12 protein-coding genes and 4 tRNA genes are annotated in these 16,150 nt (G+C 55.8%); all 16 read right to left on the bottom strand.

Going from position 1 to position 16,150, the window contains the following annotated elements; genetic code table 11:
* Nucleotides 1–67: 67 nt before the first annotated feature.
* Complete coding sequence (gene rpoC, locus EGM97_RS24205; protein ID WP_053149726.1) at nucleotides 68–4,267, bottom strand: DNA-directed RNA polymerase subunit beta'; 4,200 nt, start codon at nucleotides 4,265–4,267, stop codon at nucleotides 68–70.
* Nucleotides 4,268–4,331: 64 nt separating this feature from the next.
* Entirely contained in the window at nucleotides 4,332–8,405 is a 4,074-nt protein-coding gene (gene rpoB / locus EGM97_RS24200) for a DNA-directed RNA polymerase subunit beta (RefSeq protein ID WP_053149728.1), read from the bottom strand.
* A gap of 219 nt (nucleotides 8,406–8,624) precedes the next feature.
* Nucleotides 8,625–8,990 carry a 50S ribosomal protein L7/L12 gene (gene rplL / locus EGM97_RS24195; protein WP_072399285.1) on the bottom strand — a complete coding sequence of 122 codons (366 nt, stop codon included), beginning with the start codon at nucleotides 8,988–8,990 and terminating at the stop codon, nucleotides 8,625–8,627.
* Nucleotides 8,991–9,069: 79 nt separating this feature from the next.
* Nucleotides 9,070–9,570: a 50S ribosomal protein L10 gene (gene rplJ / locus EGM97_RS24190; RefSeq protein ID WP_024776458.1), complete on the bottom strand. Its 501-nt coding sequence runs from the start codon at nucleotides 9,568–9,570 to the stop codon at nucleotides 9,070–9,072.
* A gap of 198 nt (nucleotides 9,571–9,768) precedes the next feature.
* Nucleotides 9,769–10,464 (bottom strand): 50S ribosomal protein L1, encoded by a 696-nt coding sequence (gene rplA / locus EGM97_RS24185; protein WP_232778006.1) that lies wholly within the window; start codon nucleotides 10,462–10,464, stop codon nucleotides 9,769–9,771.
* The gene (gene rplK / locus EGM97_RS24180; RefSeq protein WP_003176435.1) at nucleotides 10,464–10,895 is read right to left on the bottom strand and encodes a 50S ribosomal protein L11; all 432 of its coding nucleotides are present in this window, start codon (nucleotides 10,893–10,895) and stop codon (nucleotides 10,464–10,466) included. The genes rplA and rplK overlap by 1 nt, the downstream gene beginning before the upstream one ends.
* A 117-nt stretch (nucleotides 10,896–11,012) precedes the next feature.
* Nucleotides 11,013–11,546: a transcription termination/antitermination protein NusG gene (nusG, locus tag EGM97_RS24175; protein WP_010443972.1), complete on the bottom strand. Its 534-nt coding sequence runs from the start codon at nucleotides 11,544–11,546 to the stop codon at nucleotides 11,013–11,015.
* 9 nt (nucleotides 11,547–11,555) lie between these two features.
* Nucleotides 11,556–11,924 carry a preprotein translocase subunit SecE gene (gene secE / locus EGM97_RS24170; protein ID WP_477788867.1) on the bottom strand — a complete coding sequence of 123 codons (369 nt, stop codon included), beginning with the start codon at nucleotides 11,922–11,924 and terminating at the stop codon, nucleotides 11,556–11,558.
* Nucleotides 11,925–11,968: 44 nt separating this feature from the next.
* Nucleotides 11,969–12,044, bottom strand: a tRNA-Trp gene (locus EGM97_RS24165).
* Between the two features lie 53 nt (nucleotides 12,045–12,097).
* Nucleotides 12,098–13,291, bottom strand: a complete 1,194-nt coding sequence (tuf, locus tag EGM97_RS24160) for an elongation factor Tu (RefSeq protein ID WP_053151959.1) — start codon at nucleotides 13,289–13,291, stop codon at nucleotides 12,098–12,100.
* Between the two features lie 84 nt (nucleotides 13,292–13,375).
* Nucleotides 13,376–13,451: transfer RNA gene (locus EGM97_RS24155), tRNA-Thr, on the bottom strand.
* A gap of 26 nt (nucleotides 13,452–13,477) precedes the next feature.
* Nucleotides 13,478–13,551: transfer RNA gene (locus tag EGM97_RS24150), tRNA-Gly, on the bottom strand.
* Nucleotides 13,552–13,575: 24 nt separating this feature from the next.
* Nucleotides 13,576–13,660, bottom strand: a tRNA-Tyr gene (locus EGM97_RS24145).
* 142 nt (nucleotides 13,661–13,802) lie between these two features.
* On the bottom strand, nucleotides 13,803–14,252 hold the full coding sequence (locus tag EGM97_RS24140; protein WP_238965557.1) for a hypothetical protein: 450 nt from the start codon (nucleotides 14,250–14,252) through the stop codon (nucleotides 13,803–13,805).
* Between the two features lie 7 nt (nucleotides 14,253–14,259).
* The gene (locus EGM97_RS24135; protein WP_238965558.1) at nucleotides 14,260–15,009 is read right to left on the bottom strand and encodes a pantothenate kinase; all 750 of its coding nucleotides are present in this window, start codon (nucleotides 15,007–15,009) and stop codon (nucleotides 14,260–14,262) included.
* On the bottom strand, nucleotides 14,999–15,955 hold the full coding sequence (birA, locus tag EGM97_RS24130; protein ID WP_238965559.1) for a bifunctional biotin--[acetyl-CoA-carboxylase] ligase/biotin operon repressor BirA: 957 nt from the start codon (nucleotides 15,953–15,955) through the stop codon (nucleotides 14,999–15,001). Before birA ends, EGM97_RS24135 begins: the two co-directional genes overlap by 11 nt.
* Nucleotides 15,956–16,150: the final 195 nt, after the last annotated feature.

The raw sequence follows: 16,150 nt of genomic DNA, 5'->3' as shown, positions 1-16,150 counted from the left end.
ATCTCGACAATTTGTCTCGATCCGCCGAACGGAGTGATCAGGGCCAGGCACTCAATTACCGCAGAACTCAGTTACCACTCGAGTTCAGTGCTTCGGTCAGTGCAGCTTCCACTTCACTGGCGCTTACGCGCAGAGGCTTGTCTGCATCACGGCGACGCTTACGCTCGCTGTGATAGGCCAAACCAGTACCTGCCGGGATCAGACGACCCACGACCACGTTTTCTTTCAGGCCACGCAGATAATCGCGCTTGCCGGTTACCGCCGCTTCGGTCAGTACACGGGTGGTTTCCTGGAAGGAAGCCGCCGAGATGAACGATTCGGTGGACAGCGACGCCTTGGTAATACCCAGCAATACGCGAGTGAACTTGGCAACGAACTTGTCTTCGGCTGCCAGACGCTCGTTCTCCACCAGCACGTGAGTCAGTTCCATCTGGTCGCCCTTGATGAAGCTGGAATCGCCGGACTCGGTGATCTCAACTTTACGCAGCATCTGACGCAGGATGGTCTCGATGTGCTTGTCGTTGATCTTCACACCTTGCAGACGGTAAACGTCCTGGATCTCGTTCACGATGTACTTGGCCAGCGCACTCACGCCCAGCAGACGCAGGATGTCGTGAGGATCGCTCGGGCCGTCGGAGATAACTTCGCCGCGGTTGACCTGTTCGCCTTCGAAGACGTTCAGGTGGCGCCACTTCGGAATCAACTCTTCGTACGGATCGCTACCGTCATTCGGTGTAATGACCAGACGGCGCTTGCCCTTGGTCTCTTTACCGAACGCGATGGTGCCGCTGACTTCAGCCAGGATCGAGGCCTCTTTCGGACGACGGGCTTCGAACAAGTCGGCAACACGCGGCAGACCACCGGTGATGTCACGGGTTTTCGAAGTTTCCTGCGGGATACGAGCGATAACATCACCGATCGCGATCTGCGCACCGTCCGCAACACCGACCAAGGCGTTGGCTGGCAGGAAGTACTGAGCGATTACGTCAGTGCCTGGCAGCAACAGGTCCTTGCCATTGTCGTCGACCATCTTCACCGCAGGACGGATGTCCTTGCCAGCAGCCGGACGGTCTTTGACGTCGAGCACTTCGATGTTGGTCATACCGGTCAATTCGTCGGTCTGACGCTTGATCGTGATGCCCTCTTCCATGCCCACGTAGGTCACGGTACCTTTCATCTCGGTGACGATCGGGTGAGTGTGCGGGTCCCACTTGGCAACGATGGCGCCAGCGTCGACCTTGTCGCCTTCCTTGACCGAAATCACGGCACCGTATGGCAGCTTGTAGCGCTCACGCTCACGACCGAAGTCATCTGCAATCGCCAGCTCACCGGAACGGGATACCGCAACCAGGTGACCGTCCACTCGCTCTACGTGCTTCAGGTTGTGCAGACGGACGGTACCGCCATTTTTCACCTGAACGCTGTCGGCTGCGGAGGTCCGGCTTGCAGCACCACCGATGTGGAACGTACGCATCGTCAGCTGGGTACCCGGCTCACCGATGGACTGGGCAGCGATTACGCCGACCGCTTCACCGATGTTCACCTGGTGACCACGAGCCAGATCGCGACCGTAGCACTTGGCACAGATGCCGTAGCGAGTTTCGCAGCTGATCGGCGAGCGCACGATCACTTCGTCGATGCTGTTGAGCTCGATGAACTCGACCCACTTCTCATCGACCAGGGTGCCAGCAGGAACGATTACATCCTCAGTACCCGGCTTGAAGACGTCACGGGCAATGACACGACCCAATACGCGCTCACCCAACGGCTCTACCACGTCACCGCCTTCGATGTGCGGCGTCATGACCAGGCCATGCTCGGTGCCGCAATCGATCTCGGTCACCACCAGGTCCTGCGCCACGTCTACCAGACGACGGGTCAGGTAACCGGAGTTCGCCGTTTTCAACGCGGTATCCGCAAGACCTTTACGAGCACCGTGAGTGGAAATGAAGTACTGGAGTACGCTCAGGCCTTCACGGAAGTTCGCGGTAATCGGAGTCTCGATGATGGAACCGTCCGGCTTGGCCATCAGGCCACGCATACCGGCGAGCTGACGGATCTGCGCAGCAGAACCCCGTGCACCCGAGTCGGCCATCATGTACATCGAGTTGAAGGATTCCTGTTCGACTTCGTCGCCATGACGGTCGATGACCTTCTCTTTCGAGAGGTTGGCCATCATCGCCTTGGAGACTTCATCGTTCGCCTTCGACCAGAGGTCGATCACTTTGTTGTACTTCTCACCCTGGGTTACCAGGCCGGAGGCGTACTGGCTCTCGATCTCTTTAACTTCTTCGGTAGCGGTACCGATGATGCGGGCTTTTTCATCCGGGATAACGAAGTCGTTAACACCGATGGAAACGCCGGAGATGGTCGAATAAGCAAAACCGGTGTACATCAACTGGTCAGCGAAGATCACGGTCTCTTTCAGACCCACCACGCGATAGCACTGGTTGATCAGCTTGGAGATCGCCTTTTTCTTCATCGGCAGGTTGACGACGTCGAAGGACAGGCCTTTCGGCACAACCTGGAACAACAGCGCACGGCCGACAGTGGTGTCGACGATACGAGTGTTGGTCACGCTGTTGCCATCGCGATCGTTAACGGTTTCGTTGATCCGCACCTTGACCTTGGCGTGCAGTGCGGCTTCGCCGGCACGGAACACACGGTCAACTTCCTGCAGGTCCGCGAATACACGACCTTCGCCCTTGGCGTTGATCGCTTCACGAGTCATGTAGTACAGACCCAATACAACGTCCTGCGACGGAACGATGATTGGTTCACCGTTGGCTGGCGACAGGATGTTGTTGGTGGACATCATCAACGCGCGCGCTTCCAGCTGGGCTTCCAGCGTCAGCGGTACGTGCACGGCCATTTGGTCGCCGTCGAAGTCGGCGTTGTACGCAGCACAGACCAGAGGGTGCAGCTGGATAGCCTTACCTTCGATCAGTACCGGTTCAAACGCCTGGATACCCAGACGGTGAAGGGTCGGCGCACGGTTGAGCAGTACGGGGTGTTCGCGGATCACTTCAGCGAGAACGTCCCAGACCTCTGGCAGCTCGCGCTCGACCATTTTCTTGGCGGCTTTGATGGTGGTAGCAAGACCACGCATTTCCAGCTTGCCGAAAATGAACGGCTTGAACAGTTCCAGAGCCATTTTCTTAGGCAGACCGCACTGGTGCAGACGCAGGGTCGGACCTACGGTAATTACCGAACGACCGGAGTAGTCAACACGCTTACCGAGCAGGTTCTGACGGAAACGACCCTGTTTACCCTTGATCATGTCGGCCAGGGATTTCAGAGGACGCTTGTTGGAGCCGGTGATGGCGCGACCACGACGACCGTTGTCGAGCAACGCGTCGACGGCCTCCTGCAACATACGCTTTTCGTTGCGCACGATGATGTCCGGAGCGGACAGATCGAGCAGGCGCTTCAAGCGGTTGTTACGGTTGATCACTCGACGATACAGATCGTTGAGGTCGGACGTCGCGAAGCGACCGCCATCGAGCGGAACCAGTGGACGCAGGTCTGGCGGCAGAACCGGCAGAACGGTCAACACCATCCACTCAGGCAGGTTGCCGGAGCCTTGGAAGGCTTCCATCAACTTCAGACGCTTGGACAGCTTCTTGATCTTGGTTTCGGAGTTGGTCTGCGGGATTTCTTCGCGCAGACGGCCAATCTCGTGTTCCAGGTCGATCGCGTGCAGCAGTTCGCGGACAGCTTCGGCACCCATGCGGGCATCGAAATCGTCGCCAAACTCTTCCAGCGCTTCGAAGTACTGTTCGTCGTTGAGCAGCTGACCTTTTTCAAGGGTGGTCATACCTGGATCGATAACGACATAGCTCTCGAAGTAGAGAACACGTTCGATATCACGCAGGGTCATGTCCATCAGCAAGCCGATACGGGACGGCAGCGATTTCAGGAACCAGATGTGAGCAACCGGCGATGCCAATTCAATGTGCGCCATGCGCTCACGACGAACTTTTGCCAGCGCGACTTCAACGCCGCACTTCTCGCAGATCACACCACGGTGCTTCAAGCGCTTGTACTTACCGCACAGGCACTCGTAATCCTTTACCGGGCCAAAGATCTTGGCGCAGAACAGACCGTCACGCTCGGGTTTGAACGTACGGTAGTTGATGGTTTCCGGCTTTTTAACTTCACCGAACGACCACGAACGGATCATCTCAGGCGAGGCCAATCCAATACGGATGGCGTCGAACTCTTCGACTTGACCCTGGTTTTTCAGCAAATTCAGTAGGTCTTTCAAGGCCTTTCCTCCTGGCGGAGCAGAGAGCGGGCACTACAGCCCCGCTCTCGATTCGCGTCACGTGTTATTCGGTTTCCAGATCGATATCGATGCCGAGGGAACGAATTTCCTTGATCAACACGTTGAAGGACTCGGGCATGCCCGGCTCCATACGGTGATCGCCGTCCACGATGTTTTTGTACATCTTGGTCCGGCCGTTCACATCGTCCGACTTCACTGTGAGCATTTCCTGCAGAGTGTATGCAGCACCGTACGCTTCCAGTGCCCAGACCTCCATCTCCCCGAAACGCTGACCACCGAACTGCGCCTTACCACCCAGCGGCTGCTGGGTAACCAGGCTGTAAGAACCGGTAGAACGAGCGTGCATCTTGTCGTCTACCAAGTGGTTCAGCTTCAGCATGTACATGTAGCCAACGGTAACCGGGCGCTCGAACTTGTTGCCGGTACGGCCATCGAACAGTTGCATCTGGCCGCTTTCCGGCAGGTCTGCCAGTTTCAGCATGGCCTTGATTTCAACTTCCTTGGCACCGTCGAACACCGGAGTGGCCATTGGAACGCCGCCCTTGAGGTTCTTCGCCAGATCCAGGATCTCCTGGTCGGAGAAGCTGTCGAGGTCTTCGTTGCGACCACCGATTTCGTTGTAGATCTCATGCAGGAACTTGCGCAGGTCGGCTACCTTGCGTTGCTCCTCGAGCATGCGGTTGATCTTCTCGCCCAGGCCCTTGGCCGCGAGGCCCAGGTGGGTTTCAAGGATCTGACCGACGTTCATACGCGAAGGTACGCCGAGCGGGTTGAGGACGACATCGACCGGGGTGCCGTTGGCATCGTGCGGCATGTCTTCAACCGGCATGATCACGGAGACCACACCCTTGTTACCGTGACGACCGGCCATCTTGTCGCCCGGCTGGATGCGACGACGGATTGCCAGGTAGACCTTGACGATTTTCAGCACGCCCGGAGCCAGGTCATCGCCTTGCTGCAGCTTGCGCTTCTTGTCTTCGAACTTGTCGTCCAGCAGTCGGCGACGATCAACGATATAGGCCTGGGCCTTCTCGAGCTGCTCGTTCAGAGCATCTTCAGCCATGCGCAGCTTGAACCACTGGCCGTGTTCAAGACCGTCGAGCACTTCGTCGGTGATTTCCTGACCTTTCTTCAGGCCCGCGCCGCCTTCGACCTTGTGGCCGACCAACGCTGCGCGCAGCCGTTCGAAAGTGGCGCCTTCAACGATACGGAACTCTTCGTTCAGGTCCTTGCGAATCTCGTCCAGCTGGCTCTTCTCGATGGACAGGGCACGAGCATCACGCTCAACGCCGTCGCGAGTGAAGACCTGTACATCAATGACAGTACCCTTGGTGCCGGTAGGCACGCGCAGAGAGGTGTCTTTAACGTCGCTGGCTTTTTCACCGAAGATGGCACGCAGCAGTTTTTCTTCCGGAGTCAGCTGGGTCTCGCCTTTAGGGGTGACCTTACCAACCAGGATGTCGCCAGCGCCTACTTCAGCACCTACATAAACGATACCGGCTTCGTCCAGTTTGTTCAGAGCGGCTTCACCCACGTTCGGGATGTCCGCAGTGATTTCCTCTGGGCCAAGCTTGGTGTCACGCGCCACACAGGTCAGTTCCTGGATGTGGATCGTGGTAAAGCGGTCTTCCTGCACTACACGCTCGGACAGGCAGATGGAGTCTTCGAAGTTGAAGCCGTTCCATGCCATGAACGCGATGCGCATGTTCTGACCCAGTGCCAGTTCACCCATGTCGGTGGACGGGCCGTCGGCCATGATGTCGCTGCGCTGTACCCGATCACCCTTGCTCACCAGCGGACGCTGGTTGATGCAGGTGTTCTGGTTGGAGCGGGTGTATTTGGTCAGGTTGTAGATGTCGACACCGGCTTCGCCTGGCTCAACTTCGTCATCGGCTACGCGAACCACGATACGGCTGGCATCGACGGAGTCGATCACACCACCACGACGAGCCACGACGCAAACGCCGGAGTCACGGGCAACGTTACGCTCCATGCCAGTACCTACCAGCGGCTTGTCGGCACGCAAGGTCGGTACAGCCTGACGCTGCATGTTCGAACCCATCAACGCACGGTTGGCGTCGTCGTGCTCGAGGAACGGGATCAGCGAGGCCGCGACCGATACTACCTGCTTGGGCGAAACGTCCATCAGGGTGACGTCTTCCGGCGCCTTTACCGTGAACTCGTTCAGGTGACGAACAGCTACCAGCTCGTCGATCAACTGACCTTTTTCGTTCATGGTCGCCGAAGCCTGGGCGATCACGTGATCGGCCTCTTCAATGGCGGACAGGAACACGATCTCGTCGGTGACCAGCCCTTCCTTCACCACGCGATACGGGCTTTCCAGGAAGCCGTACTGGTTGGTGCGTGCATAGGCAGCCAGGGAGTTGATCAGACCGATGTTCGGACCTTCCGGCGTTTCGATCGGGCATACGCGACCGTAGTGGGTCGGGTGTACGTCACGAACTTCGAAGCCTGCGCGCTCACGAGTCAGACCGCCTGGGCCGAGTGCAGAGACACGACGCTTGTGGGTGATCTCGGACAGCGGGTTGTTCTGGTCCATGAACTGGGACAGCTGGCTCGAACCGAAGAACTCTTTCACCGCAGCCGCTACCGGCTTGGCGTTGATCAGATCTTGCGGCATCAGGCCTTCGCTTTCAGCCATCGACAGACGTTCCTTGACCGCGCGCTCTACACGCACCAGGCCAACGCGGAACTGGTTCTCAGCCATTTCGCCGACGCAGCGAACACGACGGTTACCCAAGTGGTCGATGTCATCGACGATGCCCTTGCCGTTACGGATGTCGACCAGGGTCTTGAGTACCGCAACGATGTCATCCTTGTTCAGTACGCCCGAACCTTCGATTTCGGTGCGACCGATACGACGGTTGAACTTCATCCGGCCGACCGCAGACAGGTCATAGCGCTCTGGGCTGAAGAACAGGTTGTTGAACAGGGTTTCGGCAGCATCTTTGGTTGGCGGCTCGCCAGGACGCATCATGCGATAGATCTCGACCAGCGCTTCCAGTTGGTTGCCGGTGGAGTCGATCTTCAACGTATCGGAAATGAACGGACCACAATCGATATCGTTGGTGTACAGCGTTTCGATACGAACGACCTGAGCCTTGACGATCTTCGCCAGGATTTCAGTGTTCAGCTCGGTGTTGCACTCTGCCAGGATCTCGCCAGTGGCCGGGTGAACGATGGCCTTGGCCGTGGTGCGACCGAGGACGTAGTCCATGGGCACTTGCAGCTCTTTGATTCCGGCCTTTTCCAGCTGGTTGATATGACGAGCGGTGATACGACGACCCTGCTCGACAATGACCTTGCCTTTGTCATCCTGGATATCGAGAACGGCGATTTCACCGCGCAGGCGCTGAGGCACCAGTTCCAGGCTGAGGTTTTCACCTTGCACATGGAAGACGTTGGTGGTGTAGAACGCGTCGAGCACTTCCTCGGTGGTATAGCCGAGCGCGCGCAGCAATACCGATGCAGGCAGCTTGCGACGACGGTCGATACGCACGAACACGCAGTCTTTCGGGTCGAACTCGAAGTCCAGCCAGGAGCCGCGGTAAGGAATGATACGTGCGGAGTAAAGCAGCTTGCCGGAGCTGTGCGTCTTGCCGCGGTCGTGGTCGAAGAACACGCCCGGAGAACGGTGCAGCTGGGAAACGATTACACGCTCGGTACCGTTGATTACGAAGGTACCGTTTTCAGTCATCAGGGGGATTTCACCCATGTAGACTTCTTGCTCTTTGATGTCCTTGATCGCTTTGTTCGACGACTCTTTGTCGAAAATGATCAGGCGCACTTTTACCCGCAAAGGTACGGCGTAAGTTACGCCGCGCAATACGCATTCTTTGACATCAAATGCCGGTTCGCCCAGACGATAACCGACGTACTCCAGCGCAGCATTGCCGGAGTAGCTGATGATCGGGAAAACGGATTTGAAGGCCGCATGCAGGCCCACGTCGCGGAACTGATCTTTAGTCGCTCCCGCTTGCAAGAATTCACGATACGAATCCAGCTGGATGGCCAGGAGGTACGGCACATCCATGACGTCCGGCAACTTGCTAAAGTCCTTGCGGATACGTTTTTTCTCAGTATATGAGTAAGCCATCAGCGTTCCCCAGCTTGGTCACCTGCTTGTTTGGCCTCTCCCGACGGGAGCAGCCAGAAAATCGTGCAAACCCCATGGTTTGCGCCACCGCCTCGGGTGGTTACAGCTTGTTATCAGCACCGACCCAGTCGGCTGCCAATAACAGAAAAAGGCCGGTGGCAAAAGCCACCAGCCATCAGCCTTTCGCTCGACGCTCGGGCTGGAGACGCAAGGTCGAAATTACTTGATTTCGACGGTAGCGCCTGCTTCTTCCAGCTTCTTCTTCGCGTCTTCAGCAGCTTCTTTCGAAACGCCTTCAGCGATGACCTGAGGAGCGGTGTCAACCTTCTCCTTGGCTTCTTTCAGACCCAGACCGGTCAGTTCACGAACAGCCTTGATCACGTTGACTTTCTTGTCGCCAGCAGCAGCCAGAACAACGTTGAACTCGGTTTGCTCTTCAACGACAGCAGCTGGACCAGCAGCAGCAACGGTAGCAGCAGCGGCGGTAACGCCGAACTTCTCTTCCATTGCCTTGATCAGCTCAACGATTTCCATTACGGATTTTTCGCCGATTGCTTCGATGATTTGTTCGTTAGTCAGAGACATGACTCAATTCCTGAATTGGGGGATAGCCGGCACGGCCATCGAAATAAACAAAAATACGCGGAAGAGGAAACGCTCAGCCTCAGGCTGCAGCTGCTTCTTTCTGGTCGCGAATTGCCGCCAGAGTACGAGCCAATTTGCTGGTAGCGCCTTGAATCACGCTCATCAGCTGAGAAATTGCTTCGTCACGGGTCGGCAGAGTTGCCAGTACGTCGATTTGGTTAGCTGCGAGGAACTTGCCCTCGAACGCAGCTGCCTTGATCTCGAACTTGTCCTGACCCTTTGCGAACTCTTTGAAGATACGGGCGGCAGCGCCCGGATGTTCTTTCGAGAATGCAATCAGGGTCGGGCCGACGAACGCGTCGTTGAGCACGTCATATTGAGTGCCTTCAACAGCGCGCTTGAGCAGGGTGTTACGTACAACACGTACATAAACGCCAGCTTCGCGGGCCTCTTTACGGAGTCCGGTCATAGCGCCTACTGTTACGCCACGGGCATCAGCCACGACAGCGGACAGAGCGACTTTGGCAGCCTCGTTGACTTCAGCGACGATGGCCTTCTTGTCTTCGAGTTTAATTGCCACGGGTTTAACTCCTGCTTGTTACCGTTTCATTCGGTCGGAACCGAATGTCGTTTTGGTGTCTGATTCGGTAAGGAACCGGGAGCACCATCTGCGTAGGCTTGTGGTTTAAGACTTGCGTCGCCTACGGTCTTGGATAGCCCCCGCCAGGCAGGGACCCCAATTTTTCAATTGGCGCAATCGCTTGCGCCAATTCGAGTCTTACGCGTCGAGCGAGCTTTGGTCGATGACCAGACCCGGGCCCATGGTGGTGCTCAGGGTAACGCGCTTGACATAGATACCTTTCGAAGAAGCTGGCTTGATGCGCTTCAGATCAGCGATCAGGGCTTCAACGTTCTCCTTCAGCTTGACCGCATCGAAGCCGATCTTGCCAACGGAGGTGTGGATGATGCCGTTTTTGTCGGTGCGATAACGAACCTGACCAGCCTTGGCGTTCTTGACCGCGGTCGCTACGTCTGGCGTTACGGTGCCAACTTTAGGGTTAGGCATCAGGCCACGTGGACCGAGAATCTGACCCAGTTGACCTACAACACGCATGGCATCCGGGGATGCGATAACGACGTCGTAGTTCAACTCGCCGCCTTTCATTTCGGCAGCCAGATCGTCCATGCCTACGCGGTCAGCACCAGCAGCCAGAGCAGCTTCAGCTGCTGGGCCCTGAGTGAAGACGGCAACGCGAACGGTCTTGCCAGTGCCGTGTGGCAGCACGGTAGCGCTACGAACGACCTGGTCGGATTTACGTGGATCAACACCCAGGTTTACAGCAACGTCGAACGACTCGCTGAACTTGACAGTCGACAGCTCGGCCAGCAGGGCAGCGGCATCTACAAAGTTGTAGGCCTTGCCTGCTTCGATTTTGCTGGCGATAGCCTTTTGACGCTTGGTCAGCTTAGCCATTACACACCCTCCACGTTAAGGCCCATGCTACGAGCAGAACCGGCGATAGTACGCACGGCTGCATCCATATCAGCTGCAGTCAGATCCGCGTTTTTGGTTTTCGCGATTTCTTCCAGCTGAGCACGGGTAACGGTGCCAACCTTAACAGTGTTTGGACGAGCGGAACCGCTGGTCAAACCTGCAGCCTTCTTCAGCAGAACCGAAGCAGGGGTGCTTTTTGTTTCGAAAGTGAAGCTACGGTCGCTATAGACAGTGATGATCACTGGAGTCGGCAGACCTGGCTCAAGACCCTGGGTACGGGCGTTGAAGGCCTTGCAGAATTCCATGATGTTCACGCCGTGCTGACCCAGAGCAGGACCAACGGGTGGGCTTGGGTTAGCCTGAGCGGCCTTCACTTGCAGCTTGATGTAAGCGGTAATCTTCTTGGCCATGAGGCACTCCAATTACGGGTTCGAACGCCTCGAAAGGCTCCCCGGTTACTTGCGCGTTTATCCCAGTGACGACAAAACCCCACAGCCTTGGGCTGTGGGGTTGGGATGCCTGTTCAATCAGACCTTTTCGACCTGACTGAACTCCAACTCTACCGGAGTAGAGCGACCGAAAATGAGCACTGCCACCTGGATCCGGCTCTTTTCGTAGTTAACTTCTTCAACCGTGCCATTGAAGTCAGCGAATGGACCATCAGTGACACGTACAACTTCACCTGGCTCAAACAATGTCTTCGGCTTGGGCTTGTCGCTACCATCAGCGACGCGACGCAGAATCGCTTCTGCCTCTTTGTCTGTAATCGGCGCAGGCTTATCAGCAGTACCGCCAATAAAGCCCATGACCCGAGGGGTGTCCTTGACCAAGTGCCAAGTCCCTTCGTTCATATCCATCTGCACCAGCACGTAACCTGGGAAGAACTTACGTTCACTTTTGCGTTTCTGGCCGTTACGCATCTCAACCACTTCTTCAGTGGGGACCAGAATTTCGCCAAAGCCATCTTCCATGCCAGCGAGCTTTACGCGCTCTATCAGCGAGCGCATGACATGCTTCTCGTAACCCGAGTAAGCATGCACAACGTACCAACGCTTAGCCACGGGACACCCTTAGCCAACAATCAAGGAAACAAGCCAGCCGAGCAGGGAGTCGAGCCCCCACAACAGCAACGCCATCACCAGAACAACAGCCACGACAATCAACGTGGTTTGCGTGGTTTCTTGGCGAGTTGGCCATACGACTTTACGAATCTCGGTGCGAGCTTCCTTAGCGAGTACAAAGAAAGACCTGCCCTTAGCCGTCTGCAGACCTACAAAGGCAGCAACAGCAGCAATAGCAAGCAATGCAAGTACACGGTACAGGATCGGCGAAGCAGAAAAATACTGATTGCCAACAACGCCAACAGCCACCAAAGCGACTACCACTAGCCACTTGAGCAGATCGAAGCGAGAGCCTTCAGCTTCAGCTTTAGGAGTCATCTATGAAGATCCTGTGAAAAGAAAGCCAGACACACGAGTGAATCTGGCAGGTCAGGAGGGAATCGAACCCCCAACCTACGGTTTTGGAGACCGTCGCTCTGCCAATTGAGCTACTGACCTAAAACAAAATCAGGCCGACCATTATGCCGGCCCGAAAAAGACATTACAACTGTTTACTCGATGACTTTGGCTACGACGCCGGCGCCGACGGTACGACCGCCTTCACGAATAGCGAAACGCAGACCATCTTCCATCGCGATCGGCTTGATCAGGGTGACAGTCATCTGAATGTTGTCACCTGGCATTACCATTTCAACGCCTTCTGGCAGCTCGCAGTTACCAGTCACGTCAGTTGTACGGAAGTAGAACTGTGGACGGTAGCCTTTGAAGAACGGAGTATGACGACCGCCTTCTTCCTTGCTCAGAACATAAACTTCTGCGGTGAACTTGGTGTGAGCCTTGACGGTGCCTGGCTTGACCAGAACCTGACCACGCTCTACGTCGTCACGCTTGGTGCCGCGCAGCAGCACGCCGCAGTTCTCGCCAGCACGACCTTCGTCCAGCAGCTTACGGAACATTTCAACGCCGGTGCAGGTAGTTTTCTGAGTGTCGCGCAGACCGACGATCTCAACTTCTTCCTGGATGCGGACGATGCCACGCTCAACACGACCAGTCACAACAGTACCGCGACCCGAGATCGAGAACACGTCTTCGATTGGCATCAGGAACGGCTTGTCGATGGCGCGCTCTGGTTCTGGAATGTAGCTGTCCAGGGTTTCAACCAGCTTCTTGACAGCAGAAGTGCCCATCTCGTTGTCGTCTTGGCCGTTCAGAGCCATCAGAGCCGAACCGATAACGATTGGAGTGTCGTCACCTGGGAAGTCGTAGGTGCTCAGCAGATCGCGAACTTCCATCTCGACCAGTTCCAGCAGCTCTGCGTCATCAACCATGTCAGCCTTGTTCAGGAAGACAACGATGTATGGAACGCCAACCTGACGGGACAGCAGGATGTGCTCACGGGTTTGTGGCATCGGACCATCGGCGGCCGAGCAAACCAGGATCGCGCCGTCCATCTGGGCAGCACCGGTGATCATGTTTTTTACGTAGTCGGCGTGACCTGGGCAGTCAACGTGCGCGTAGTGACGCACGGCCGAATCGTATTCAACGTGAGCGGTGTTGATGGTGATACCACGAGCCTTCTCTTCCGGGGCGCTGTCGATCTTGTCGAACTCAACCTTGGCCGAGCCGAAAACTTCGGAGCAGACACGAGTCAGAGCAGCGGTCAGAGTGGTTTTACCGTGGTCGACGTGACCAATGGTACCAACGTTGACGTGCGGCTTATTACGTTCGAACTTTTCCTTAGCCATCGAAATCACCCCTAGGAGAAGAAATTAGCAAGTCACACTAACCATTAAAACAAAGGCAGATATTTTCATATCTGCCTTGTTAGATGGAGCTCTTGAGCGGATTTGAACCGCTGACCTCACCCTTACCAAGGGTGTGCTCTACCAACTGAGCTACAAGAGCAAAACACTTCGCACAACCTGCAAACTTGGAGCGGGTAGCGGGAATCGAACCCGCATCATCAGCTTGGAAGGCTGAGGTTCTACCACTAAACTATACCCGCGGAGCTTGCAGCTCACGCTAAAACTGGTGGAGGGGGAAGGATTCGAACCTTCGAAGTCGTAGACGTCAGATTTACAGTCTGATCCCTTTGGCCGCTCGGGAACCCCTCCTAAGCGAGCCGGCATTCTACATCATGCCAGCCTTCTGTCAACCATTTTCTCATTAAAAACCTGAGGTTAGCTGCGTTGACCTTGCTCCACACCGCCAACCTTTAAAGGTCTTCGCTGCGAAGCGGGCGCCATTCTATGCAAACTACCCTGAGGGCGCAACCCCCTCACAAGGCATTATTTTATGTTTTAACTCATTGAATTCTCTGGAAAGGTTTTGAAGCAATGCCTCATTCAATTTCGCAGTATGCTCTGAGGGAACTTGAACCCAGAACCCTCCCCCGGCCTCAGGCGAACTCAAAGGCGCAGCACGTGCAATGATTCCTGACGCCGCGAGTCGTTGCTCCAGTTGCCTGGCTATCTCCAGGCGACTGAAACCGCCCAGATAAGCACAGGTCTTTGGCGATTCCCCAGGCTTGCTCGCATCACGCCTGACCAGCGCATCAGCCGTTTCGCTCAAAAGATGAATGTCTTGTTGCGAGCCCCGATACAGATTCAGCGGAGTCACATCCTTTGCTCGAAGCGGAGCCTCCTGCTGGTGCCAAACGTAGTAGAAGACATTCAAAACCAATAGGAGCAAGAACAGCCAACGCATAAAAACCTCAGGACAAAGGACAGGCCATCGCCAGACCGACAAAAACCAGATCAGGCACCACCCTGGCAGCCGGGACAACGCCCGAAACCAGATTAGCGTCCCCACCTGTCAGAAACACAACGAAATCCTTTCCCCAATACTGTCGGGCCAATTCAAGCTGAGTCAGCACAAACCCTCTGAGCATCAACATACAACCACGCTCAACCGCTTCGACAGTGGTGCGACCTGGCTCAAGGCTTTCATGGGCGCGCTCTGCGGCCATATCGTCATAACGAATTCGCCGGGTATGTGTACGCAACTGATTACGCATCAAAGGCAACCCCGGGCAAATAAACCCCCCTAGATGCTCGCCATCTGCACCTACGAAATCGGCCGTAATGGCCGTACCGAAATCGAGCACCAGACAGGCTCCCGAGGCGAGGTGAACCCCCCCGAGCAAAGCCAGCCATCTATCAAGCCCCAATCGCTCAAAATCCTCGTAGCCATTTCTGACACCCGACATCTCCCGAGTGGACACGGCGCGCGCTACGGATACTCCAAACGCATTAACCAACGAGGCGATCAACGACTCCGTTTCTTCCTGGGTCCGCACACTGACAAGACGGCACTTCTTAAGCTGGAATTTTTCAGCGTCACTCAAACAGGCGATTAGATCAGCATCAGAGGCAGCCACCCCGCCATCTACAGGCGTCGCGCCATCAGCACCCAGAACGCGCCATTTGATAAAACTGTTGCCACAATCGAGCTCAAGAATCATCACGCAACCTCAGGCTGAGCTCACCACCACTAAAGATTTTTTCCACGTCATCTACCTTCAAACGCAGCGCACCCTGGCGATCAATCCCCAACACAACGCCGTCAATACGATTTGCACCAGCAACCAGCGACACGGAACGCCCCTGCCACAAATGATGTCGCTCCCACTCCTCCTGGATTGCCGAAAACCCGGACACTTGATGCAACCTCAGGTATCGCTGAAGGCTGACACCTAAACGCACAACCAGCTCATTCCGATCGAAAGTTCTGCCCGCCTCAAGACTCATGGATGTCCACTGCTGATCAACTTCAGCAGCAGACTGCATGTTCACATTGATTCCGACCCCAAGGACAACATGACAGACGTCTGCTGGATCACCAACCAGCTCAAGGAGGATGCCTGCGATTTTCTTCGAGCCGACCAGGATATCGTTAGGCCATTTCAGGCCCGCCTCCAAAACACCCATATCGTGCAAGGCACGCAAGACAGCCAGCCCTACGACGAGACTCAACCCTTCAATCCGGCGCATCCCACCATCGATACGTAACACCAGGCTGTAATAGAGATTATCCGCAAACGGACTGACCCACTTCCGACCACGGCGACCACGCCCAGCAGTCTGCCGCTCAGCCAAAATAAGGAACGGCGCCTGTACTCCGCGCTCTATGAAACGCAACGCTTCTGCATTGGTCGAGTCAATAGAATCAAATATATGGACGGGCCACTGACAAGGCTCTTCTGCACCAATCTCAGCCATATTCAAAAGCACCAACGGCTTAGCCAATTGATAGCCCTTGCCTCGAACCTTATGAACAGACAGGCCCAGCTCAGCCTCCAAGTGCTGCAACTGCTTCCACACGGCACTTCGGCTGATTCCGAGCGCCACGCCTAATGTCTGCCCCGAATGGAAACGGCCATCCTTTAGAAGTTCTAGCAACGTGAGCATGCGAACTACGCCCTGATAATGAGGCCCGCATGATAGCCATGCACAAGACAGTTGCATAGAAACACAAGGAGCTTTCCTGCGGGCAAAACAAAACCCCTACCTGCGTCAGCAGATAGGGGTTTCGGAATTTAATCTTGACGATGACCTACTCTCACATGGGGAAACCCCACACTACCATCGGCGATGCATCGTTTC

The sequence above is a fragment of the Pseudomonas sp. AF32 genome (assembly GCF_022342325.2).
GTDB classification, from domain to species: domain Bacteria; phylum Pseudomonadota; class Gammaproteobacteria; order Pseudomonadales; family Pseudomonadaceae; genus Aquipseudomonas; species Aquipseudomonas uvaldensis.
The sequence above is the reverse complement of the archived record's forward strand: the minus strand, read 5'-3'. Positions and strand labels throughout refer to the sequence as shown.